Annotated in this window: 15 protein-coding genes; 3 read left to right on the forward strand and 12 right to left on the reverse strand. The window is 64.0% G+C overall.

Going from position 1 to position 24,614, the window contains the following annotated elements; genetic code table 11:
• Nucleotides 1-110 precede the first annotated feature (110 nt).
• The 8 genes from AAE027_RS16950 to AAE027_RS16985 all read right to left on the reverse strand — a co-directional run bounded on the left by AAE027_RS16950 (nucleotide 111) and on the right by AAE027_RS16985 (nucleotide 8,371).
• Complete coding sequence (locus AAE027_RS16950) at nucleotides 111-380, reverse strand: GlsB/YeaQ/YmgE family stress response membrane protein (protein ID WP_091890659.1); 270 nt, start codon at nucleotides 378-380, stop codon at nucleotides 111-113.
• A gap of 160 nt (nucleotides 381-540) precedes the next feature.
• The gene (locus AAE027_RS16955) at nucleotides 541-1,518 is read right to left on the reverse strand and encodes an ABC transporter ATP-binding protein (RefSeq protein WP_370987873.1); all 978 of its coding nucleotides are present in this window, start codon (nucleotides 1,516-1,518) and stop codon (nucleotides 541-543) included.
• Nucleotides 1,515-2,930: an amidase gene (locus AAE027_RS16960; protein WP_370987872.1), complete on the reverse strand. Its 1,416-nt coding sequence runs from the start codon at nucleotides 2,928-2,930 to the stop codon at nucleotides 1,515-1,517. Before AAE027_RS16960 ends, AAE027_RS16955 begins: the two co-directional genes overlap by 4 nt.
• Nucleotides 2,927-3,124, reverse strand: a complete 198-nt coding sequence (locus tag AAE027_RS16965) for a hypothetical protein (RefSeq protein WP_091890669.1) — start codon at nucleotides 3,122-3,124, stop codon at nucleotides 2,927-2,929. Before AAE027_RS16965 ends, AAE027_RS16960 begins: the two co-directional genes overlap by 4 nt.
• Entirely contained in the window at nucleotides 3,121-4,182 is a 1,062-nt protein-coding gene (locus AAE027_RS16970) for an ABC transporter ATP-binding protein (RefSeq protein ID WP_370987871.1), read from the reverse strand. The genes AAE027_RS16965 and AAE027_RS16970 overlap by 4 nt, the downstream gene beginning before the upstream one ends.
• 236 nt (nucleotides 4,183-4,418) lie before the next feature.
• Nucleotides 4,419-5,321, reverse strand: coding sequence for an ABC transporter permease (locus AAE027_RS16975; protein WP_370987870.1), 903 nt, complete (start codon nucleotides 5,319-5,321; stop codon nucleotides 4,419-4,421).
• 210 nt (nucleotides 5,322-5,531) lie between these two features.
• Nucleotides 5,532-6,485: an ABC transporter permease gene (locus AAE027_RS16980; RefSeq protein WP_370987869.1), complete on the reverse strand. Its 954-nt coding sequence runs from the start codon at nucleotides 6,483-6,485 to the stop codon at nucleotides 5,532-5,534.
• Between the two features lie 224 nt (nucleotides 6,486-6,709).
• Complete coding sequence (locus tag AAE027_RS16985) at nucleotides 6,710-8,371, reverse strand: ABC transporter substrate-binding protein (RefSeq protein ID WP_370987868.1); 1,662 nt, start codon at nucleotides 8,369-8,371, stop codon at nucleotides 6,710-6,712.
• Between the two features lie 200 nt (nucleotides 8,372-8,571).
• Between AAE027_RS16985 and AAE027_RS16990 the strand changes: the two genes are divergently transcribed.
• Entirely contained in the window at nucleotides 8,572-10,167 is a 1,596-nt protein-coding gene (locus tag AAE027_RS16990; protein ID WP_370987867.1) for an ABC transporter substrate-binding protein, read from the forward strand.
• Nucleotides 10,168-10,374: 207 nt separating this feature from the next.
• Here AAE027_RS16990 and AAE027_RS16995 read toward each other — a convergent pair whose 3' ends face one another.
• Together AAE027_RS16995 and AAE027_RS17000 are read right to left on the reverse strand one after the other, a co-directional pair.
• The gene (locus AAE027_RS16995; RefSeq protein WP_370987866.1) at nucleotides 10,375-12,606 is read right to left on the reverse strand and encodes a CHASE2 domain-containing protein; all 2,232 of its coding nucleotides are present in this window, start codon (nucleotides 12,604-12,606) and stop codon (nucleotides 10,375-10,377) included.
• Between the two features lie 137 nt (nucleotides 12,607-12,743).
• Entirely contained in the window at nucleotides 12,744-18,632 is a 5,889-nt protein-coding gene (locus AAE027_RS17000; RefSeq protein ID WP_479714225.1) for a VCBS domain-containing protein, read from the reverse strand.
• 622 nt (nucleotides 18,633-19,254) lie between these two features.
• Between AAE027_RS17000 and AAE027_RS17005 the strand changes: the two genes are divergently transcribed.
• Complete coding sequence (locus AAE027_RS17005) at nucleotides 19,255-19,986, forward strand: transglutaminase-like cysteine peptidase (RefSeq protein ID WP_370987864.1); 732 nt, start codon at nucleotides 19,255-19,257, stop codon at nucleotides 19,984-19,986.
• Nucleotides 19,987-20,173: 187 nt separating this feature from the next.
• Nucleotides 20,174-21,277, forward strand: coding sequence for a lysozyme inhibitor LprI family protein (locus AAE027_RS17010; protein WP_370987863.1), 1,104 nt, complete (start codon nucleotides 20,174-20,176; stop codon nucleotides 21,275-21,277).
• A gap of 198 nt (nucleotides 21,278-21,475) precedes the next feature.
• On the opposite strand, the gene AAE027_RS17015 is transcribed toward AAE027_RS17010, so the two are convergent.
• Together AAE027_RS17015 and AAE027_RS17020 are read right to left on the reverse strand one after the other, a co-directional pair.
• Nucleotides 21,476-22,675 carry an ABC transporter substrate-binding protein gene (locus tag AAE027_RS17015; protein WP_370987861.1) on the reverse strand — a complete coding sequence of 400 codons (1,200 nt, stop codon included), beginning with the start codon at nucleotides 22,673-22,675 and terminating at the stop codon, nucleotides 21,476-21,478.
• Between the two features lie 100 nt (nucleotides 22,676-22,775).
• Nucleotides 22,776-24,614, reverse strand: a complete 1,839-nt coding sequence (locus AAE027_RS17020; protein WP_370987860.1) for an AMP-dependent synthetase/ligase — start codon at nucleotides 24,612-24,614, stop codon at nucleotides 22,776-22,778.

Raw genomic sequence — 24,614 nt, forward strand, 5'->3', positions numbered from 1 at the left:
GACTTCCGCGCAAGTCCGGAATTTCACAGGCTTGCGGCTTTTTCTTGCAGGCTTTCAGCCTCTTCCCCGGAAAAGGGAGAGGCCGCAAGCTCCGATCTGCCGAACGCCGGCTAGAACCGGCCCCCGCCACGCACCAGCCGCACCACCAGAAGCAGAATGACGGCGCCAATGGCGGAATAGACGATCTCGGAGACGAGCCCGGTGCCGAGACGAATGCCGAGCTTTGGGAACAAGAGGCTGGCCACCAGGGCCCCGGCGATGCCGATCACGATGTCGCCGATGATGCCGAACCCGGCGCCCCTCACGATCTTTCCGGCCAGCCAGCCGGCGACCAGGCCGACGAACAGGATGACGAGCAGGCCTTCGTTAGAAATGTACATAAGTGAGGTCCCTCTGGCGTGAATGGCCGCATGGAACCGGAATCGGGATGAATGGGGTCTGAATGGCGTTCGTGGCTGCCCGGTTGCGGCAGTGCAGACAAAAAATGTCGAAAACAACCCCATGCACAGTAGCGCAGGCCCTGGCCGGGTGCGCTCAGTATTACGACGGTGCGGTGACCTGCTCCGCCAGCACGCACCTCGCCGCCCGGCCCGGCCCGACCTCCACATTCGCAGGCAGCTGCTCCAGGCAGCGCGGCTCGGCGAACTTGCAGCGGGGGGCGAAGGAGCAATTGTGGGGTTTCTCGGCCAGCGAGGGCGGGGTGCCGGGAATGGTTTCGAGCCGCTGCCCGCGCTTGGCGCCGTGGATGGTGGAGGCAAGCAGCCCCTTGGCATAGGGATGCACCGGCGAACGCACGATGTCGCGCAGGTTCCCCTGCTCCACGATCTGGCCGGCATACATCACCGCGACGCGGTCGCAGATCTCGATGGCGACGCCGATGTCATGGGTGACGAAGATGACGGACATGCCGAACTCGCGCTGCAACTCGCGCAGCAGCAAGAGGATCTGGATCTGCACAGTGGCATCGAGCGCCGTGGTCGGCTCGTCCGCGAGCAAAATCTTGGGACGGCAGGCCAGTGCGAGCGCGATCATCGCTCGCTGGCGCATGCCGCCGGACATCTCGTGCGGATAGGCATCCAGCCGGCGTTTTGCCGAGGGGATGCGCACGACCTCGAGCATGTCGAGTGCCCTCGCCCGCCCTTCCGCAAAACTCTTGCCTTCGTGGCGCACCACGCTCTCGGCAATCTGCGCACCGATGGTGTAGACCGGATCGAGCGCGAGCGCGGGCTCCTGGAAGATCATCGAGACGGTCTGGCCGCGGAACGACGACAGCTCCTCGTCGTTCATGGCGAGCACGTCGCGGCCCATCACGTTGACCGTGCCCGAAATTTGCGTGCGCTTCTTCGGCAGCAGCCGCATCAGCGCACGCAACGTCACGCTCTTGCCCGAGCCGGACTCGCCGAGCAGGCCCAGCACCTCACTGTTGCCGAGCGAGAGGCTGAGATCGTTCACGGCATAGACCGTGCGCTCGCCGGTGAAGCGGATGTTGAGGCCTGAGATATCGACGAGCTTTGTCATGACGGCAGTTTCGGTATCCGGTCGTGATAGTCGGTGACGCGCTGGAACGCGGCGCCGATGGTGAGCAAGGTGGCTTCATCGAAGGAGCGGCCAATCAGCTGCATGCCTACAGGCAGGCCGCTTCTGGTGAAGCCGGACGGCACCGTGAGCGACGGCAGACCGAGGAAATTCACCGGGCGGGTGAACAGCGTCAGCCGCTGCAACAGTGCCGGCGCGTTCGGACCACCGCCGACATCGCTTTCCTCGATCGTCGGCGCCGGCACCGGGGAAGCCGGTGCGATCACCGCATCGACACCCGCGGTGGCCGCGTTGTGCGCGGCGAGTGCCGGGCCGCGCCAGCGCATCGCCTCCAGATAAGTGATGGCAGGAACGGCGAGGCCGTTCTGAAGCCGCATCAAGACTTGCGCGCTGTAATCCTGCGGACGCTCGATCATCCAGCGTTTGTGGAAGGCGGCGGCTTCGGCCGCGAGCACGAGCTGGCTCGCCGACGACAATTGCCGCTGATCCGGCAGCTCGACCGCGACGATGTCGGCGCCCTCGCGCTTGAGCACGGCGATGGTTTCGTCCAGCACGCGCGCGACCTCGCTGTCGAGATCGTCGACATAGAAGGACGCGGGCACCCCCACCTTCAGGCCCTTCAGCGAGCCCTTGGTCGCGGCGACATAGTCCGACAGCGGCTCATGGCTACAGGTCGAATCTGCGGGGTCCGCACCGGCCATCAGCGCCAGCAGCAGCGCGCAGTCCTCGACGGTGCGGGCGAGCGGGCCGACCGTGTCGAGCGATTGCGACAGCGGCATCGCGCCGGCGCGGCTGACCCGGCCGACGGTGGTCTTGAGGCCCGTGACACCGCAGAAATGCGCGGGCATGCGGATCGAGCCGCCGGTGTCCGAGCCGAGCGCCGCATAGGTCAGCCGCGCCGCAACCGCCGAGCCGGAGCCCGACGACGAGCCGCCGGTGATGTGCGCGACGTTCCAGGGATTGCGCACCGGGCCGTAATGAGCGTTGTGCCCGGTCGGGCCATAGGCGAATTCGGCGAGGTGCAGCGTGCCGAGCCGAACCTGACCGGCATCCTTCAGCCGCTGCAAGGCGGTGGAGGTCACGGTCGGGACGAAATCGCGGCGGATCAGCGAGCCGCAGGTCGCGACCTTGCCGGCGTCGTAATACATGTCCTTGTGCGCGAGCGGCACGCCGTGCAGCGGACCACGGACGTTGCCCCTGGCGAGCTCGGCGTCGGCGGCCTCGGCCGCCTTCAGCGCGGCCTCCGCTTCAATCGACATGAAGGCGTTGAGATGCGGCTGCCACTGCGCGATGCGCAGCAGCAGCATGCGCGTCGCCTCATGCGAGGACAGCTGCTTCATCGCGATCGCACGCGCGACCTCGGTGAGCGTCATCAAGGCAGGCTCGGTGCTCATTTCGACACCTTCTGCGTCTGCGCGATCGGATAGAGCGCTGGCTCGAGGTCGAACGGCAGCGTGCCGGCAATGGCCGCAAAGCCTTCGAACGCCGGCCCAATGGAATTGGAGATGCGGGTCGCGATCTCGTCGTCCACGGGGACGCCGGCGATCTGCGCCATCGGCTTGATCTCTTTCGGTGTCGGTCTCGTCATGCGGTCTTCTCCCTGGGCGCACGGCTATGGCCTGAACCCGGAATCGCCATGTAGCACGCGGCCTCGTGGCCCATATTATCCAGCGCAGTGAGCTTTGGTGTCGCATTTGCGCAGAGCGGCTCCGCAAACGGACATCGGGTGTGGAAGCGGCAGCCCGAGGGCGGATCGATCGGATTGGGCGGATCGCCCGTGATCGGCGGCGTCTCGGTGCGGTTATCAGGATCGGAGGACGGCATCGCCGCCAGCAGCGCGCGCGTATAGGGATGCGCCGGCTGGTCCCAGACCTGGTCGACCGGGCCGAGCTCGACCACCTCGCCGAGATACATCACCAGCACGCGGTCTGAGATGTAGCGCACGACGTTGAGGTCGTGGCTGATGAAGAGATAGGTCAGGCCGAACTCGCGCTTGAGATCGGCGAGCAGATTGAGCACCTGCGCCTCGACGGATTTGTCGAGCGCGGAGACGGCCTCGTCCAGGATCACCAGTCGCGGCGACAGCGCCAGGGCCCGCGCGATGTTGACGCGCTGGCGCTGGCCGCCGGAGATTTCGTGCGGATAGCGGCTGGCGAAGTTTTCCGGACGCAGGCCGACCTTGCCGAGCAGCTCGCGCGCCAGGGTGCGCGCCGCGCCGTCGGCCATGCCGTGGACCTTGGGACCGAACGCGATGGATTCCTCGATCGTGAGGCGCGGATTGAGCGAGGCGTAGGAATCCTGAAACACCATCTGCATGCCGCGGCGAAGCTCGCGTAAGCTTAGCGACTGGCCCACGGTCATGCCGTCATAGATGATGTCGCCGGTATCGCGCGGCATCAGATGCATCAAGAGCCGCGCGGTGGTCGACTTGCCGCAGCCGGATTCGCCGACGATGCCGACGGTCTCGCCCTTGGCGACGGCGAAGGAGACGTTGTCGACCGCGCGCACGGTGCGCTTCGCGGCGAACAGCCCGCCGCGCACGGGGAAATGTTTTGTCAGGCCGGAGACCTGAAGCAGCGGCTGCGCGACGCCGCCACGGTCTTCGACGGGCTCAAGCATGGCGATGGATGGATTGGTCTCGCTCATGGCCGCCGCCCTTCACCTCTCCCCATCGGGGAGAGGTCGGCGCGAAGCGCCGGGTGAGGGGGCGCGGCAAACTCGATGCAGCGTAACCCCTCACCCGGATTGCATCTTGCGATGCAACATAGCCGAAGCTTCGCTTCGGCGTTCTTAAGAACGGCCGCCAAGGGCGGCCTGTGCCTCTCCCTTCGGGAGAGGTGTACGGAGGATGCCGCGGCAGTTCGCTCTTGCATCACCATAGCTTAATTCCTGATGTCCATGGCGCTGCGCAGGCCGTCCGAGAGCAGGTTGAAGCAGATCGAGACCGCGAAGATCATCGCGCCGGGCAATGCGGCAACCCAGGGGTTGACGTAGATCGCGGTGCGCAAGGTGTTGAGCATCAGGCCCCATTCCGGCTCCGGCGGTTTGGTGCCAAGGCCGAGGAAAGAGAGGCCGGCCGCCAGGATCATCGAGACCGAGATCAGGCTGGTGGCATAGACGAAGATGGCGCCGAGCACGTTGCCGAGGATGTGCACGCGCATGATGGTGAAGGCCCCCGCGCCGGAGGCGCGCGCGGCTTCGACGAAGTCCATGTTGCGCACCCCGGTGGTGACGCTCTCGGCGACGCGGGTGATCTGCGGCACGAACACGACGGTCAACGACACGATGGAATTGAGGATGCCTGCCCCAAGCGCGCCGGAGATGGCGATCGCCAGCAGCACCGACGGGAACGCATAGAACACATCGACCGTCCTCATGATCGCGGTGTTGAGCCTGCCGCCGACATAGCCGGCAACAAGGCCGAGCGAGGTGCCGATGCAGAAGGCGAGGATCACCGGCAAAATGCCGATGACCAGCGACAGCCGCCCGCCATAGATCAGCCGCGCCAGCATGTCGCGGCCGAGCTCGTCGGTGCCGAGCGGATAGCCAGCGGTGCCGATGTGGCGCAGGCGGCGGATCATCGAGCCCTTGTAGGGATCTTCGAGACCGAGCCACGGCGCGAGGACCGCGGACAGGAAGATCAGCAGCAGCACGAGCGCACAGGCCATGCTGACCTTGTCGCGCATGATACGGCGGCCGACGGTCGCCCAATAGCCGCGCGCCCTGGTGGCGGGTGCGGCCTGCAGCGCGGCATCGCTGGTGGCGGACAACGGAAGCTCGCTCATCGGCTGGCTCCCGGGCGGTATTGATGCAATCGGTGCACGCCAAGGACGCGGTGCACCTCTCCCGCTTGCGGGAGAGGTCGCGCCGAAGGCGCGGGTGAGGGTTCTCTCCTCTTGGGGGTTCTCGATTGCGGAGACACCCTCTCCCCTACCCTCCCCCGCAGGCGGGGGAGGGAGCGCAGCTGGTGCGTGGCAGTAGCTAGACTCATCCCGCTAGCCCCGCTTGATGCGCGGGTCGATCGCGGCTTGCGCGATGTCGACCAAGAGATTGAGGAACACGAAAAACAGCGCCAGGATCAGGATCGTGCCTTGCAGCAGCGGCAGGTCGCGCTGGAAGATCGCCGAGTTGAGCAGGAAGCCCGAGCCCGGCCAGGAGAACACGGTCTCGATCAGGATCGAGCCGCCGAGCATATAGCCGAGCTGAAGCCCCATCACCGCGAGCGCAGTAGGCGCGGCGTTCTTGATGACATGGCGGAACACGCCGGTTTCACGCAGGCCCTTGGCGCGCAACGCCTCGACAAAATCCTGGCTGAGGATGTCGCCGGTGAGCGCGCGCACCGTGCGGGTGACGATGCCCATCGGGATCACCGAGGTCGTGATCGCCGGCAGCACCAGATATTTCAGGTGCGCCCAGTCCCAGGCCCAGGAGTTGGAGCCGCTCGGCCCAGCGCCGACCGCGGGCAGCCAGTTGAGCTGCACCGAGAAGATGATGACGAGCAGCATGCCGAGCCAGTAGTGCGGCACCGAGACGCCGGCGATCGCGAAGGAGGTCGCGACCTTGTCGATCCAGGTCTCGCGAAAATAGCCGGCGATCAGGCCGAACAGGATGCCCATGGTGAAGCCGATGATGGCCGCGGCAATCGCCAGCGTGACGGTGTTGCCGACCGCGCGCATGACCTCGGCCAGCACGGGACGTCCCGTGGCGATGGAATTGCCGAGATCGCCGTGCAGCGCGCGCAGCAGCCAAAGCCCGAACTGCACCGGCAGCGGCCGGTCGAAGCCATAGGCGGCGCGCAGCTGCGCGGCGAGCTCCTGCGAGGCGTCGGCCGGCAGCACGGCCACGAGCGGATCGCCCGGCGTGATGTGCACGAGCAGAAAACACACCAGCGCCACGCTGATGATGATCGGGACGACGTAGACGATGCGTCTGGCGATATAGCTAAGCACGTTGTTTCTTTTCTTTCCTTCTCCCCTTGTGGGAGAAGGTGGCGCGAAGCGCCGGATGAGGGGTTGTTTCCGCGGATGACATTGCAGCGATCGAGGGGTTCGCATCCGCGGAGAGAGACCCCTCACCCGGCTTCGCTAATGCGAAGCCACCCTCTCCCACATCCGCCTTCGCCAAGGCTTCGGCGGACAGGAGGGGAGAGGGTACACTGAGTACGCGGCGCGAATTACTGCGTCATCGACACCGGCGAGAAGTCGATGAACCAGCTCTTCGGCTGCACCACGCCTGTCACCTTCGGGCTCATGGCGCGAGGGCCGACGTCGTGGGCGACGTAGAGGAAGGCGGCGTCGTCGACGGAGGCTGCGTGCAGCTCCGCGAGCGCGGCGTCACGCGCAGCGGGATCGAAGGTCTGGCGCGCCTTCTTCACGAGGTCGTCGAACTTGGGGTTGTTGATGAAGCCCCAATTGTTCGACACCGGCGGCGCCATGCCCGATTGCAGGAAGCGCACCAGCGCGAAGAACGGGTCCATCGCCGCATAGGTGACGTTGGTCGCGTTCGCGCCGTTGGCTGAGGGATCCTTGGCGCCGCGGCGCCAGTTGGTGAACAGCGTATTCCATTCGATGACGTCGAGCTGCACGTCGAAATAGCATTCGGCCAGGGCCTGCTGGAGATATTCGTTCATCGGCAATGGCTGCATCTGGCCCGAGCCGGAGGCGGATGTCTGCGTCTTTACGGTCAGCTTCTTGTTCGGACCGAAGCCGGCCTCCTGCATCAGCTTTTGCGCAGCCGCCTTGTCGTACTTGATCTCGAAGCTCGGCTTGCCGCGCCAGGGATGGCCGGGCTCGAAAGTGCCGGTCGCCGGCACCATCAGGCCGGCAAGCAGGCCATCCTTCAGGCCCTCGCGGTCGACACAGAGGTTCGCGGCCTTGCGCACGCGGATGTCGTTCCAGGGCGAGCCTTCGACGCGCGAGAACTGCCAGGGCCAGACATGCGGCTGCTCGTTGGCGTAGAGCTTGAAGCCGCGCTGCTTGAGTTCGGGCAGCGCATCCGGCGCCGGGGCCTCGACCCAATCGACCTGCCCGGACAGCAGCGCCGCGGTGCGCGCGTTGGCCTCCGGCATCGGCAAGAGCACCATCTTGTCGACCTTGGGCACACGGGCCTTGTCCCAGTAGTTCGCGTTCTTGACCAACTCGAGCCGCTCACGCGGGGTGAAGCTCGCCATCTTCCACGGGCCGGTGCCCGAGGCGTCCCTGGCGAAGGCGGTCCAGGCGGCCTGCGACTTCGCCTTGGCGTCAGCGCCTTCGGCCTTGTCGTAGAAGGCCTGCCACTTCGTCGGGCTCGCCATGAACAAATTGGTGAGGTTGATCGGCAGGAAGCTGTCGGGCTCCTTGGTGGTGAGCTCGACCGTCATGTCGTCGATCTTCTTCGCCGACGCCAGCGTCGGCATGCGCGAGGCCGTGACGCCAACCTGGCTGGCGTCGAATTGCGGCGCGTCCTGCTTCAAGACCTTCTCGACATTCCATACCACGGCGTCCGCATTGAACGGCGAGCCGTCATGGAAGGTCACGCCCGGGCGCAGCTTGAAAACCCACTTGGTCTTGTCGGCGTCGTCAACCTTCCACTCGGTGGCAAGGCCCGGAATCACCACGCTTGCCTTGTCGGCCGAGGACAGGTCCCAGCCGGTGAGCCCATCATACATGGTGAGGCCGGTGAAGCGATTGCCTTCAAAACCCTGGTCGGGCTGGCCCAGCGTGCGCGGAATATCGGCGGCGGTCATGCCGATGCGCAGCACAGTTTCGGCGCTCGCGACGCGCGGGGATGCGGCCGCCGTGCCGAGCGCCAAGAGTGCGATCAGCGCGGCATGTGTCTTGTTCTTCTTGATAAGCATCGCCTCAATCCTTTTCCGGCTTCGATGACTATTTTTGATGCAATCGTATGCAATGGCTATGCCAAAGAGAAACTTATTCTGCCATTTGTCACTGCGACGACAAGTCCTTGTGGGGCGCGCGCGGGCGAACGCATCGCCCTGCCTATTCTGGCATCAAGATTGCAAGTTTGGTCCCGATATCTCCTGGGAGCTTTGGGCCAATGCGTATTCGACTGTCGACCTGTCTCGCCGTGCTTGCGCTGGCGGCCTCCGCAATCTCGGCGCGCGCCGAAAGTGTCGTGCGCTACGGCATCTCGATGGCGGACATTCCGCTGACGACGGGCCAGCCCGATCGCGGCGCCGGCGCTTATCAGTTCACCGCCTACACGATCTACGATCCGCTGGTGGCCTGGGAGATGGACGTCGCCGATCGCCCCGGCAAGCTGGTGCCGGGGCTCGCCACCGAATGGAAGGTCGACGATGCCGACAAGACCAAATGGCGCTTCACTTTGCGCAAAGGCGTGAAGTTTCACGACGGCAGCGAGTTCAATGCCGACGCGGTGATCTGGAATCTGGACAAGGTGCTCAACGACAAGGCGCCGCAATTCGACAAGCGGCAGAGCGCGCAGGTGAAGACCCGCCTGCCCTCGGTCGCGAGCTACGCCAAGATCGACGACTTTACCGTGGAGATCACAACCAAGACGGTCGATTCTTTCTTTCCATATCAGATGCTGTGGTTCCTGGTGTCGAGCCCGGCGCAGTACGACAAGCTCGGCAAGGACTGGGACAAGTTCGCCAGCCAGCCCTCGGGCACCGGTCCATTCAAACTGACGAAGCTGGTGCCGCGCGAGCTCGCGGAACTCACTAAGAATCCGGACTACTGGAACAAGAAGCGCATCCCGAAGGCCGATAAGATCGTGCTGGTGCCGATGCCGGAGGCGCTGACGCGCACCAACGCACTGCTTGCGGGGCAAGTCGACCTGATCGAAACGCCCGCGCCGGATGCCGTGCCGCAGCTGAAAGCCGCCGGCATGAAGCTCGTCGACAACATCACGCCGCATGTCTGGAATTATCACCTCAGCATGCTGCCGGGCTCGCCCTGGACCGACATCCGCCTGCGCAAGGCGTTGAACCTCGCGATCGATCGCGAGGCGGTGGTCGGCCTGATGAACGGGCTGGCAAAGCCAGCCAAGGGACAGGTCGATCCGTCCAGCCCGTGGTTCGGCAAGCCGAGCTTCGAGCTGAAATATGATCTTGCCGCAGCGAAGAAGCTGGTCGAAGAGGCAGGCTACTCCAAGGCGAAGCCGCTGAAGACCACCTTCATCATCGCGCAGGGCGGCACCGGCCAGATGCTGTCGCTGCCGATGAACGAATTCCTGCAGCAGAGTTTCAAGGAGATCGGCATCGAGATCGACTTCAAGGTCGTCGAGCTCGAGACATTATATACACACTGGCGCAAGGGCGCGGCCGACGAGATGAACGCCGGCATCACCGCCAACAACATCGCCTATGTCACCTCGGATCCGCTCTACGCCATTGTCCGCTTCTTCCATTCCGGGCAGATCGCGCCTGTTGGCGTCAACTGGGGCGGCTACAGGAACCCTGAGGTCGATGCGTTGATCGACGAGGCCAAGCAGACCTTCGATTCCGCCAAACAGGACGCACTGCTGGCGCAGGCGCATGCGCTGATCGTGAACGATGCTGCGCTGGTCTGGGTCGTCCACGACACAAATCCGCACGCGCTCTCGCCGAAGATCAAGCAGTTCGTGCAAGCGCAGCACTGGTTCCAGGATCTGACAACGATCGGGGTGGAGTGAGGCGGGCCCTCAGCTTCGGCAAATAACGCTGTCGTCCCGGCGCAGGCCGGGCCGAAACTCTTTGTTATGTGGCACATTCGCGCAAAACACTCAGTCTCGTAGGGTGGGCAAAGCGTAGCGTGCCCACCATTCGACCTCGGTGAGAGCGGATGGTGGGCACGGCGCTTCGCGCCTTTGCCCACCCTACGGGAGTGGTGACGAAGGCAACTACTTCGTCAGCAGCGCATAAGCCCCGGTCCATCCTTCCGGCGGCGGCGTGAGCTGGAAATCCCTGATCCGCGCTTCATAGAGCCTGAACAGCTTTTCCAGCGTGTCGGCGTCTTCGCTGCGGCGGCCGCGCTCGATGGCGTCCAGCGCGCCCTGCCAGTCGCGGCCGCGATAGCAGCCGAGCATTTCGATGGTGATGTTGCGCAGGCGCTGGAAGGCACCCGAATGCATCACGTCCTCGCGGCCGGCGATGGCGTAGATCACCTCCGGCTCGGTCTTCCCCTTGACCATGATGAAGTCGAGCTCGAGGATCGCGAACTTGTCCTTGGCGGCGACCGCGGTCCGGGAGCCGACGATGATCGGGAAGCCGTATTCCTTGGTCTGCCCTTCGAGGCGCGAGGCCAGGTTCACGCTGTCGCCGAGCACGGAATAGTTCTTCTTCAGGTCGGAGCCCATGTTGCCGACCACACCGATGCCGGTGTTGAGACCGATGCCGACATTGAGCGGAATGTAGACGTGGCCGCCGTCGGCGGCTTCCTGCTCGCGCTCCTTGTTGACCGCGTCGATCTGCTCCAGCATCTGGATCGCGGCCTCGCAGGCATTGACCTCGTGCTCGGCATCGTCGAGCGGCGCGTTCCAGAACGCCATGATGGCGTCGCCCATGTATTTGTCGATGTAGCCCTTGCGCTCGATGATGACGTCGGTCAGCGGCGTCAGGAAGCGGTTCATGAGCTCGATCAACCCTTGCGGATCGTCCTTGTAGCTCTCCGAGATCGTTGTGAACCCGCGCACGTCGGAGAACATGATCGTCATCTCGCGCTCCTCGCCGCCGAGCACGAGCTTCTCCGGCGACTGCACGAGCTGCTCGACCAGCACCGGCGACATGTATTGCGCGAATTGCCCGCGGATCTGCACGCGCTGGCGCTGCTCGCGCACGAAGCTGGCAAAAATCAGCGTTAGGTAGACCGCGGTGGTCGACAGCAGCGGATAGGTGAAATCGATGAGGTAGCGGTACTGCGAGTAGAAGAACCAGGACACGCCGACCAGGATGGCAGCGAACATCGCGCCCGCAAGCACCAAGCGCACGGGGCCGAGGTTTGGCGTAAAGACGATGACGAGCAGGCCGATGACCAGCGCGGCGATCAGTTCGACGCCGAGCGCATAGTTCGGCTGGGAGATCACCGCGCCGCTCAGTACGCTCTCCAGCACCTGGGCATGGATCTCGACCCCCGGCATGGTCGAGGACACCGGCGTGGTCTTGATGTCGTTGAGCCCGCCCGCCGAGGTGCCGATCAGCACCAGCTTGCCGGCGATCTTGCTCGGCGGCACGCTGTTGTCGAGCACGTCGGCCGCGGAGACGTAGATTGAAGGATCCCGGCGGGCGTAATGCACCCAGAGCTGGCCGTTCTTGTCGGTCGGAATCTCTACGCCCTTGAGGCGGATCGCCCTGATACCGGTCTTGTCGGTGCGAACCAGCAGCGTCGGCGTGCCCGTGACGACGCGCAGGATCTCGAGGCTGAGCGAGGGCATGATGTTGCCCTGGGCGCGCATGATCATCGGCACGCGGCGGATCAGACCGTCGCGCTCGGTCCTGATCGAGAACAGGCCGCGACCGGCTGCGACCTTCTCGATGATCGGCACGTTGCGCAACAAGCCCGGGAATTCAAACAGGAAGCGCTCGGCGCCCTCCTCGCCGACCGTCGCGACGCCAGTGAAGGGCAGCGACTTGTCGAGCTCGGACAACACGCCTGGAAGCCCGGTCTCGCCCAGCACCACGCGCGAGCGCTTGATCGCCTCGGCAAGGATCTGGTCGTTGGTCGGCAGCTCGCGCAGCTTGGCGCGGGTGACCTCGTCGAGATAGCGCATCTGGCTCGCGACCAGATCCGGATTGAGCCGGTCGGCTTCCGAGAACACCACGTCGAAGCCGATCGCCACCGCGCCGTTGTTGGTGAGGTTCTGGATCAGATCGGCGATTCGCGTCCGCGGCCACGGCCATTGGCCGAGCTTGCCGAGGCTCTTGTCGTCGATGTCGACGATGGTGACGGGCCGCGCCGTCTTGTGGCGCGGATCGATCAACTGGAACATGTCGAAGGTGCGCAGCCGCAATTCCTGGATCGGCGGCGGGTCCCAGAGACGGGCGCCGGCAAACAGGACCAGCAGCGCGAGGCACATCAGCCGCGCAAAGCCGAACTTGCGCGCAAACCACCGCCGCAGGATTTTTAGGCGTTTCATGCCGGTTGGGCTTCCTGTCCCGCCTGCTGCCGTGCGCACCGATCATGGAGCGTCCGCGCGCGATTTGCTATGCCCTGGCAGCTGAGGATTATGGATTTTTTGCCGCGGTCAAGCTGCCCGCTGGCTGGCGGGGCAGATCAGGTGATGTGGAAGATGAAATCGCTGGCCTTGAGATTTGCCGCGATCACGTTCTTCAGCAGCAGCGACTCGTTCTCCGTGAACGGCGCGCCCTCAGGCTGTGTGACCTGCTGATGCCAAGTGATCAGCGTGTCGCCGGAGCCCTGCTGGACGATGGTGAGATTGCTAATGGAGTTGACGTCCGAGAATTGCCGCAGGTCGATCTTGTCCAGCCCCGTCGTGAAATCGGTGATGGTGTGCGAGAGGTCGGTGACGGGTTGCCCGTTCTGGTCGTACAGCACGCCCGGCGAGAACACGAACTGATCCTTGCCGGCGCCGCCGGTCAGCGTGTCGCCCGTGTCGGTCGCGAAGATGACGTCCTTGCCGTCGGTGCCTTCCAAAGTGACGCCTTGGCCGGTGTCCCCCGCCTCGTTGAAGATGAAGTGGACGGTATCGAACAGGCCGGTGGTCTTGTTCGTCACCGTCAGCGTGATCTGATCGTTGTCCGGCGGCGTTTGGCCCGGATCATAGGTGACGCCATCCGCGAGGGCCAAGTTGATGTCGTCGAGAGAGCCGCACGCCGTCCCCGGGGCGACATTGCTGTCCGGATCATGTGCAGTTACGGCCGTGATCTTGAACTCATCCGTCGCAGCGCCGGGATCGGTGTCGATGACCGAGAGACCGGTTATGAAGTCGGTGTTGCTCTCGTTGGCGTGCCAGACGTAGAAGCTCGTGGTGTCGATGACCGGGCCGCTGGCGTCGTCGGCGCCGGTCACGTCTACCGTGAGCGTTGCCGTGCCGGTGGCACCATGCGCGTCCGTGGTCTGGACCGTGAAAATATCCGCGTAGGACCCGTCCGACAGCGCGTTGATGGCCGCTGCATTGGGAACATAGCTGTAGCTGCCGTCCGGGTTGACCGTCAGCGAACCGTACAGTCCCGCAACCGTCGTCGTGGCATGGTGATCCGCGTTCAGGACGGCATAGGTCAGCGTCGCCGTCTCGCCGCTATCCGCGTCAGTGCCGGCCAGTTGACCGGTAAGATCGGAGAAGGTGTCGGCAGCGGTCGTGTCCGAGAGCGGGCCGATGTGGAGATCGGCGAGCGTCGGCGCATCGTTGCTGCCGGCGATGTTGACGGTGACGATTGCGCCCGTACCAGCGCCCTCGGCGTCCGACGGAACGGTCGTGTATTGCAGCGACAGCGTCTCGCCGGCGGCGAGGAAGTCGAAGGCCTGGCTGCCCGAATTGAAATTCCAGGTGAACTGGGCGTAGCTGGCCGTGCCGTCGAGGATGTCGCCGGACGGCACGGTGAGATAGTTCAAAAGGTCCGCATGCGACAGCCCGCCGACGTCGCCGGTTTGCGGCACGCCGTCGAGAGAGACCTGCACCTGGCTGACCGAGACCGTGACGTGATCGATCGCGTCGACATCGGAGACCGCCAGCACGCCATGCGAAAGCTGGCCGGCATTGGTTTCCATCAGATCGGCGACGGTGCCGCCCGGCCCGGAGGTCCCGCTGGCCCAGTCTGCAGTGCCCTCGATTGCGAGGCTGTGGGCGGAGTTGACCATATTGGTGGCCGTGGTCCCGCTGCCGTCGCCCAGCTGATAATACGCGGCAAGATTCGCCTCGCTGCCGGCGAGGCCGGTGAAATCGATCGACTGGATCTGCGTCTGCGTGAGCGCGGTGGTCCAGACGCTGACATCGGCGATCGAGCCGAAGAAGCCCTCCGCCCCGAAGCCCGGTGCGCCTGGTTCGCTCGCGGCGCCGATCATCATGTAGGACGCCGACGGATTCGACGGACTGCCGTCGATCGGGTTGACCGTCCATGACTGCGAATATTCGAGGTGTCCGTCCAGATAGAGTTTGAAGGTGTCGTTGTCGCGGGTCAGCGCGATGTTGTGCCACTGCGACGCGGTGAGCGCCACACCGGTATCGGCGATCTGGACGCCGCCCGCGAGAATCTGCAGCTCCATAGTGCCATCGGCGTTGACGGTGCCAAGGAGACCGAAGCCGGTGGTCGAGGTGTTGCCGTTGTAGAACAGGACCTGGCCGTGGCCAGCATCCGCCGCCCCGCTCCAGTTCACCCAGCCGTCCAGCGTCACGTCATCGGTGGCGACCGTCGGCACGTCGCCGACCGCGATGGTGTGGCCGTCGAAGTTCATATAGTTCGATGTCACATAGGAGACGGCCGGCGCATCATTGGTGCCGGTGATCGTGACGGTGACGTCCTGCGAGACTTGCGCGCCGTGATCGTCGGTAAAGGTGACGGTGTAGACCTGGGTGATGGTCTGCCCCTCCGCCAGCGACTGCAGCACGGGATCGCTATTGTCCAGCGTGAAGTGCCAGCCCAGCGTCGCGCCGTTGCTGGTGTCGCTAGCGGATTCGGACACCGGATCGATCGTGAAGGTGCCGATATTCGTGCTGCCGTCCTCGAAGCCCGGCAGCGCCGAGCTGACGGACGACGATTTGAACGACCACTGCGCCGTATGGGTGTCGGTCAGGTCGACGTCCTGGATCGCCAACGTGCCGCATGCCGACAGCGACGAGCCCTCATCCTCGGTGACCGCGCCCGTCGCCGCGGCAGCATCGCTCGTGATCGTCGGCGCGTCGTTGACGCCGTTGATCGTGACGGTGACGTCCTGGCTGACCGTGCCGCCGTGGTGGTCATCGAACGTGACGGTGTAGACCTGGGTGATAGTCTGGCCCTGCGCGAGCGATTGCAGCATCGCGTCGTTGTTGTCGAGCGTGAAGTGCCAGCCCAGCGCAGCGCCGTTGTTGGTGTCTGTGCTGGATTCGAGCACCGACGGATCGATCGTGAACGTGCCGATGTTCGTGCTGTTGGCGTCGAACCCCGGCAGAGCCGAGCTGACGAACGACGACTTGAACACCGCCTGCGCGGTATGAGTGTCGATCAGGTCGAGGTCCTGGATCGCCAGTGTGCCGTCAATCGACAATGTCGGACCGGTGTCCTCGGTGACCTCGCCCGTTGCCGCCAAGGCATCGCTCGTGACGGTTGGCGCATCGTTGACGCCCGTGATGGTGACGGTGACGTCCTGCGTGACCGCCGCATTGTGATTGTCAGTGAAGGTGACGGTGTAGACCTGGGTGATAGTCTGCCCTTCCGCCAGCGACTGCAGCATCGCATTGCTGTTGTCGAGCGTGAAGTGCCAACCCAGCGTGGCGCCGTTGTTGGTGTCGGCGTTGGATTCGAGCACCGGATCGATCGTGAAGGTGCCGATATTCGTGGCGCCCTCAACAAAGCCCGGCAGATGCGCGCTCGAGGACGAGGACTTGAACACCGCCTGCGCCGTATGGGTGTCGATCAGGTCCAGATCCTGGATCGCCAGCGTGCCGTCGATCGACAGCGACAGAGCCGTGTCCTCGATGACTTTGCCCGTCGCCGCCGCGGCGCTGCTGGTCACGGTCGGCGCATCGTTGGTCCCGGTAATGGTGACCGTGACGTCCTGGGTGACGGTCCCGCCGTGATGATCGTCAACGGTAACGGTGTAGACCTGCGTGATGGTCTGGCCTTCGGCCAGCGACTGGAGCACCGGATCGTTATCGTCGAGCGTGAAGGTCCAGCCCACCGATCCTCGCGTGCTGACGCCGGGGCTCTCACTCACCGGCAGAAGCGCGAAAGTGCCGATATGCGAGCTGCCGTCGCTGAAGCCGGGCAGATGCGCGCTCGACGTCGTCGACTTCAGGGCGAAGCTCGCGCTGTGCGTATCCGTGAGATCAGGATCGTTGAAGGTAATGGTACCCTCGGCCGTCAGGCTCGCCGCATCCTCCGTCACCGCGCCGGTCGGGATCGTGGAGTCTTCGACGATCGTCGGCAGGTCGTTGGTGCCCTCGACATTGACGTCCGCTCCGTTGATGGACACGGTGATCGGCGTGCTGACCACACCGCCGTGGCCGTCATCGACCTGCACCACATAATTGAGGGTCAGCGTCTCGCCTTCGGCGAGGAAATCGAAGAGATGGTCGGGAACGCTGTAGGTCCAGGTGGCCGAGCCGTTGTTGCTGTTTCCCGCGCCCTGCACCACGGTCAGCGGCACCTCGACGGCTGCGATCGCGGCGCGTTGCTCCGGCGTCAGCGTCGCGGTGATATCGTTGCCTTCGGCATCGAGATATTTGAACGGCTGGGTCGACGAGAGCGCCGCGCTCACGATCGGCCGGTCCGTCAGATCGACGTCGGCAAACGTGACCGTGCCCGTGATGGTGTCCAGAGCCTCGTTGCCGGTCCCGACCTTCTCGATGACGGTGCCACCCGATGTCGCGACGGTGGGCTTGTCGTTCGTCCCCGTGATCGTGATGGTGATCGGGATGAACTTGGACTCCGGGTTCACCGCGAAATTGGTATCGACGCGAACCATGTAGGTCAGCGTCAGCGTTTCGCCGGCTGCGAGGAAGTCGAAGACGTGATCGGGGACCGTGTAGGTCCAGACCGCAGAGCCATTGTTGTTATTGCCGCCATCGGCAACGACGTTGATCTGGATCTGCGTCGCCGCGATGTCCTGCTTCTGCAGCGCGGAGAGCGAGCCGGTAACGTCCTGCTGGGTGGCGTTCTTGTAGATGTAGTTCGGCGCCTCGGCGAGGCTCACCGACACCGTCGGCAGGTCGCCGAGGTTTTGATCGACGAAGGTGATCCGGCCGGAGACCGTGTCGTTATGCGTCGTGTCGCCCGTGGTGTCCGCGCGCTCGGTCACCGAGAACGCCGTCTTCACGTTGCCGCTGGAATCGAGGCTTTGCACCAGCGGTTGGCCGGGAACACGGGTGGCCGTGGGCGTGGAGGTGTGGGGGGCCTCCTGTCCCTGCGGATTGAGATTGACGAATGTCGCCACCGCGATGGCGCCCGACCCCGACTTGAACACCACGTCCTGGCTGATCGGCGTGATCGTGTCGGTGAAGTTCGTGGTCAGCTTGGTGTTGGTGTTGTTGTCGGTGAACTTCAGCGTGAACACGTCCGTGATCAGCTTCTGCACGTCCGGTGACATCAGCGCATTGCTGATCGAGACGTTGCCGCCGCTGATCTGGATCATCTGGCCGGCCTGGTTGACCGTCGCGATCGGCAGCAGCGTGACCTTGTCGAACAGGATGTAGGAGCCCGTGGTGCCGTTCGGCTCGACCAGCACCTGGAAGCTCGCCTGCGGCTGCGGATCGCCGCCGCCGGCGGGAACGACGAAATTGATCTGGGTCAGCACGGCGGTGCCGCGGATGCCCATGGTGGCGACCGGCGTGTCGATCTTCATGTCGCCGTGCTTGGCGGTCTCGCCAGCGACGAAGGTGATGGTGCCCGCGACCAGGCTCAGCAGCGAGGAGTTGCTCGACCCGTTGGGGTCATAGACCATCTCGTTCAGCACCATCCGCGCATTGGAGGACAGGCCGAACACGGTGCCGTCGATGAAGGTGATGCCGAGCGTCGAATCGGCGCCGGTCGAGACCACGTCGCCCTTCTCGACATTGTCGCCGTTGTTCAGGATGACCGAAACGCCATTGCGGATCGCGGTCGCGCTGCCGGAGAGTTTTGTGACGTGACCGATGACCTGGGCCGCGGCAGCGCCGGGCGCGGCCTGCGCATATTGGACATGGCCGGTGAGCGCATTGACTATGTCGCCGGTGAGGTGGGCGCCATCGGGCGAGGCGATCGCTGCGCGCTTGTCGCCCCTAAAATAATCGTGAACGACGAACTCATGACCCTCATGGGACAGCACGAGGTCGAGACCTGCGCGCTTGAACTCGCCGTTGAAGATCAGGTTGGGATCGGGAACAACGAACGCGCCATCGGGCACGTGACCATGCGCCTTGGCGATAAAGGGCTTGGCAGCAGAGAAATCGACATGGCCATCAGCGAGCGAACGGGAATCCTGGCCGTCCAAGGACATCGCGGCGTCAAATTTGCCAGCGTAATTCAATCGGGCACCGTAAAAAGGGTTAAAATCTAAGTAAGTATCGACCGCCTAAGCTTGCATAGCATTACCAAGTCCTTAGCGAAACCATCTATTGCTTGTGTGATTTCGCGTCACCGAGCCATCGCCGGCTGCATCGGACCAAGTCTCCATGGAGGAAGCAGGGCAGTTCGAGAAATATTTCGAAGTATAATCTCGCTTGTTTGAGCCCATTTCCGGCACTCCCACGTATTCCATTGTATAGATCTGGCGACGAATACTTGTGTCATCTTTTGTTCGTGGTGCCCCGCAGCACACTGGGGCAAATACGGAACCAAATCTGTGACCCAACTAACAGAACCCGTGAAATATCGGGGTCGTTAGCCATGGGAGGCGGAATCAGCGAGCGCACAACCAATACCTGCAATTGGCTCCATTTCGCGGCAGGCGGCGCTTCCCCTAGCCCCCGATTCGTAAAATTTTATGCAATTTGGGCAGGCTCGTTTCAGCCTGTTCCCCGGTTTCGGGACCCCTGCCGGGCGCGTTAAGCAGAACAAAACGGCCCATCTCGCACTATTTCCGCGAAAGCAACAAAGCCCGGCACGTCGAGATCGAGGGGATCTCGCGAAGCTTGGGAAGGGGATGTCAGATGGAGACCGCTGCTCGCTCGCGCGCTTGGCGCGCAATCCTTGTCTTGTGCGCATTGATCCTGCTCGGATCGGTCGCCGAGCTTCGCGCCGGCACGCTGCTGTCGCCGGGCGCCGGCGTCCTCGTGCGCAAATCCGCCGAGCCGTTCGGCGTGTTCGCCTTCGCCATCTCATCGGGCAGCCTGCAACGGAAATGGCTCGCGCTGAAGGACAAGCTCGACGACGACATGGTGCAGCTCGCGCTGTGCGACGGCGACCGGGACCATTGCGCATCGCCCGCGGCCCTGAAACTACTCGCCATCGTCGACCAGGCCCGTGATCGCGACGGCCGCGCGCGGCTGGGCGAGGCCAACCGCGCCATCAACCTCGCCATCCGGGCCGCCAATGACGGCACCGACGACGTCTGGAGTTCGCCGCTTGCGACGTTCCAGCGCGGCGCCGGCGATTGCGAAGACTATGCCATTGCCAAGCTCGCCGCACTGCGGCTCGCCGGCATTGCCGCCGAAGACCTCCGCATCGTCGTGGTGCGCGACACCCGCGCCGGCGAGGCGCATGCGGTGGCCGCCGCACGGCTCGATGGCCAGTGGCTGATGCTCGACAACCGTCGCATGGCGATGGTCGAGGACGACGCTGCACAGATCTACCAACCGCTGTTCGTGCTCTTCCAATCGGCCGTGATGAAATATGTCGACGAACCCGTGCGGTTCTCGATGGTCGCCACCAAGACGCATTGATCCATCTCGTAGCCCGGATGGAGCGCAGCGAAATCCGGGACCGCTATCAGTCTGTTGCACGAATCCCGGATTGCGCTTCGCTCCATCCAGGCTACAGCACCTCGGGTTACATTCCCCCATCACAAAGCCATTTCGCCGCTCGATCCGGAACTGCTAGCATGGCCGCGGCTATGCGGGGGCAACTGGAATGCGGTTCATCGTGATGACTGTGCTTGCGCTGCTGGCGTTGCTTGCGGCACCAGCCTCCGCGCAATCCGACCGTTCCATCGCCGACAGGCTGCCGCTGTTCGCCAAGAACAACTGCCAGCAGATTCGCGATCCCGGCAACCAATTGTTCTGCGGTGATTCCGAGCTTGCCGCCGCCGCCGAGAAGCTGAGCACGGCGATCGAGGCACGGCTCGCCCGCCTGCCCGCGATCGAGGAGAATGCGATCTGGAACCGCCAGCGCAACCTCAGCTGCGGCATCGTCGGCCAGACCGCGATCCGCGCCGACGATTTCGACCGGGTGAAGGCGTGCCTGCTCAAGGTCACCGAGGAGCGCGCCGCGATCGTTCGCGATCCGGATTTCGACTGTCTCGCCGCCAACACCGCGGCGGGCGCGCTGATCTGCGCGGACCCGGCGCTGGCACTTGTCGAAACCGAGTTGAACAGCCAAGTGCTCGGCCTGATCGGCAAGCTGGACCCGACCGCAGCGCGCTTTGCCTTCGCCGAATATGGAAGGTGGACGCGAGAGCGCGACCGCAAATGCAATCTGGTCGGCAAGGAGAACGTGCCGCTCCTGGAGCTGGAGTCCGCGGAGGACTGTCTCGCCGACCATTTGAAGCGCAAGACCGATGAGATTCGCGCCGCGAAAGGCGACCCCAAGAAGGTGTTCGGCCGGCAGGTCGCGGCCCGCTCGCCCGACACCGACGCGATCGACTTCTGCGCCGCGCGGATTCACGCCGCCAATTCGTGTGGAAATTTCCTCCGCATCAACCGCGTCTACGCGCTCGACAGCCAGGTGACCGGGCAGGAGGCGCAGGTCACGGGCGAGATCGAGATGGCCGTGCTGGCGCCCTTCACCATGTGCAGCAAGATCGCCTCCACCTGCACCGGCACCTGCTGGGATGCCAGGACCGGTCGTCCGCAGCCGGGAGCCAGCAACAAGGAGCGCGCCGCAGAAGCCTTCAACGTCACGCGCCGCCTGCGGATCCAGCGGACTTTTGCTTTCGTGAAAGCCGCCGATGGCTGGCGGTGTCGCGAGGACGAGCTGGCCCCGGTGAACTCGGGGACAGCGGGTGGGGGATCGTAGGGCTCTTCTCCTCGCGCTGCGCTTTCTTCCTTCTCCCCTTGTGGGAGAAGGTGGCGCGAAGCGCCGGATGAGGGGTTCTCTCCATTCGCGAGACTGTCCGTGAGGAAAGATACCCCTCACCCGGCTTCGCTTTCGCGAAGCCACCCTCTCCCGCAAGGGGAGAGGGTTCACCGTTCACGCCGCGAGAGGCGCCCTGCATCAAAACATCAGATTGTCCTTCACCAGCACCCAGCGGCCGCCCTTGACCTGCTGTACCTGGGTGATGGTGTTGGCGAGGTGGTCGGTCTTGGAGAACTTGGTCGGGGGCGAGTTGAAGATGTCGAGGAATTTGTCGCCCGACTCCAGCGCATCCAGCATCTTCTGACCCGTGAGATCCTTGCCCGCCTTGTTCGCGTAGAACCCAAACGTCATCACCGCGTTGTAGCCGATGATGGCCTGCGTGTTGGCGTCGGTGCCAAACATCTTCTTGTAGTTGACCAGCCAGTCCTTGACCTTGCCCTTGGCGGTGTCTTCGTAAGGAATCTCGAAGCCGCTGGCGGCGTAGAGACCTTCGACGGCTTCCTTGCCGAGCATCGGCACCTCCATCACGTTGGTCGGTGTCGCACCGAGGAAGATGACGTCCCAGCCGAGCTTCTTGGCTTCGGTCATCGCCCCTATGGTCTCGCGGAGCACAGTGCCGAGCAGGACGAGGTCGCAGCCATCGGACTTCATCTTGGCAATCTGCGCGCTGAAATCGGAGGCGCCGCGCTTATAGCTCGTGATCGACGCCGGCTGCACCTTCATCGCGGTGAGCTGCTGGTTGAAGCCGTCGAGCACGTTCTTACCGTACTCGTCGTCTTGATGCATGATGCAGGGCTTCTTGAAGCCCTTCCACTCCATCATGTATTTCAGCGCGGCCCGCGTGCTCTCGACGTAAGGCAAGAGGTTGTTGAACTTCAGCCGCTCCTGCGGCTTGGCCGGATCGAACTTGAAGGTGAACTCGGCCGCCGTCAGCGGGAAGAGCTGCATGACGCCGGCATCGAACAGGATGTCCTGCGCGGCGAGCACTGTCGGTGATCCCATCGGTCCCACCATCGCGAAGATCTTGTCACGCTCGATCAGCTTTTGCGAAGCCAGCACAGCCTTTTTCGGATCATAGCCGCTGTCCTCGACGACCAGTCGAATCTTGCGGCCATTGATTCCGCCGGACGCATTGATCTCCTCGGTCGCCATTTTCATACCGTTTGCGACCGGGACGCCCCAACCCTTGATCGGACCCGACAGGTCCTGGTGAGTGCCGATGACGATCTCGGATGCCGAGATGCCTTCATTGGTGACCTTGGTCTGCGCCGCGGCCGGCAGATGCGTGAGCACCACTGCGCTCACCGCAAGGCCGAACGCCCTGAACGACTTCGACATTGATATCTCCTCTCCCTGGCCCGTGTTGCGCGAAGGGCGTGGCCATCGCTCCTTCGCTGATTTCAGCGTCGCCTGGCGCACGGCGTTCCTGCCATGCGCCTCACGCCACCGCACGCTGGCGATACATCGCCTCGATCTCCGCGGCGTAACGCTTGTTCACGAAGCCGCGCTTCAGCTTCATGGTCGGCGTCAGTTCCTCGTCCTCCGGGGTGAGCTGGCGCTCGATCAAATAGAACTTCTTGATGGTCTCGACCCGGGCGAAATTGCCGTTGACCTGTTCGATCTCGCGCCAGATCAGGTCCTGAATCTCCGTCGCCCGGCACAGGCTGGCATAATTGGTGAACGGAATGTCGTGGTCCTGCGCGAACTTCTCGACGTTCTCCTGGTCGATCATCACGAGGCAGGTCAGATACGGCCGCTTGTCACCGATCACCACGGCGTCCGAGATGTAGGGCGAGAATTTGAGCTGGTTCTCGATCTCGGAGGGCGTGATGTTCTTGCCGCCCGAGGTGATGATGATGTCCTTCATCCGGTCGGTGATGCGGACGAAGCCTTCATTGTCGATGGTGCCGACGTCGCCGGTGTGCAGCCAGCCGCGTTGATCGATGGTCTCGGCAGTCTTCTCCGGCTGGTTCAGGTAGCCCATGAACAGGAAGTCGCCCTTGATCAGGATCTCGCCGTCGGGCGACAGCGCGACCTCGCCCCAGGGCACGGCCGTGCCGACCGAGCCGAGCTTGATCCGCTCCGCCGGCATCATGGTGGCGACCCCGCAATTCTCGGTCTGGCCATAGACCTCGTGCATGTCGATGCCGAGCGCGAGATACCAGCGGATCAGCTCCGGGGCGATCGGCGCCGCGCCGGTGAAGGCGATGCGGCAGCGGTCGAGCCCGATCATGCGGCGGATGTTGCGGAATGCGATGCGATAGGCGAGGCGGTTGGCGAGGCGCAGCGACAGCGGCGGCGTCTTACCCTCGAGCCGGCAATCGACCATGCGGTGGCCGACACCGATGGCGCGGCGATAGACCCATTGCTGGAGCGGCGTCGCATCCTTCAGCGCGATGGTGATGGCGGAATAGAATTTTTCCCAGATGCGCGGCACTGCGAGGAAAACGGTCGGCTGCACCTCGCGCAAATTGTCCGGCACTGTCTCCGGGCTCTCGGCAAAGTTCATCACCGAGCCGAGCGCGACCGAGATGTAGTAGCCGCCGATGCGCTCGGCGACGTGGCAGAGCGGCAGAAAGATCAGCCGGTCCTCGGCTTCCTGCGCCGGGATGAAATCGTTGGCGTGGCGCATCTGATGCGTCACGCTGCGGTTGGCATGCATCGCCCCCTTGGGCGGCCCTGTCGTGCCCGACGTGTAGACGAGGATCGCGAGGTCGCCGGTGCTGCGGCTGTCGATCATCTCCTGCCACAGCGCCTCGCGGCCGACCATGTGGTTGCAGCCGAGCGCGCGGAACTCGTCGAGCGACATCACCATGTCGTCGGAGAAGCCGCGGAGACCCTCCATGTCGAACACGATGATCTTCTGCAAGGTAGGACAGCGGGCCCGGCAGGCGAGGACCTTGTCGAGCTGCTCCTCGTCCTCGACGAAGATCACCTTTGTTCTGGAGTCGTTGACGAGATATTCGACCTGGGAGGATGCGTCGGTGGGATAGATGCCGGAGGAGACGCCACCGGCGCACAGGATGCCCATGTCGGCATGGACCCATTCGGGCACGGCATTGGCGATGATGGAGCCGACGTCGCCGGGCATGAAGCCGATCGCGCGAAGCGCGTAGGCGACTTCCTTTGAGATCTCCAGCCATTGGCGCCAGCTCGTCGGCTGCCAGATGCCGAATTTCTTCTCGCGGATCGCCGGCCTGTCGCCCCGCGTCTCGACGGCGCGCAGAAAGCTCTTCGCGATCGTATCAGCGACCGTCAGCACCGCCGGTCGGGCCAT

Source organism: Bradyrhizobium sp. DN3 (genome assembly GCF_041357655.1).
Classification (GTDB): domain Bacteria; phylum Pseudomonadota; class Alphaproteobacteria; order Rhizobiales; family Xanthobacteraceae; genus Bradyrhizobium.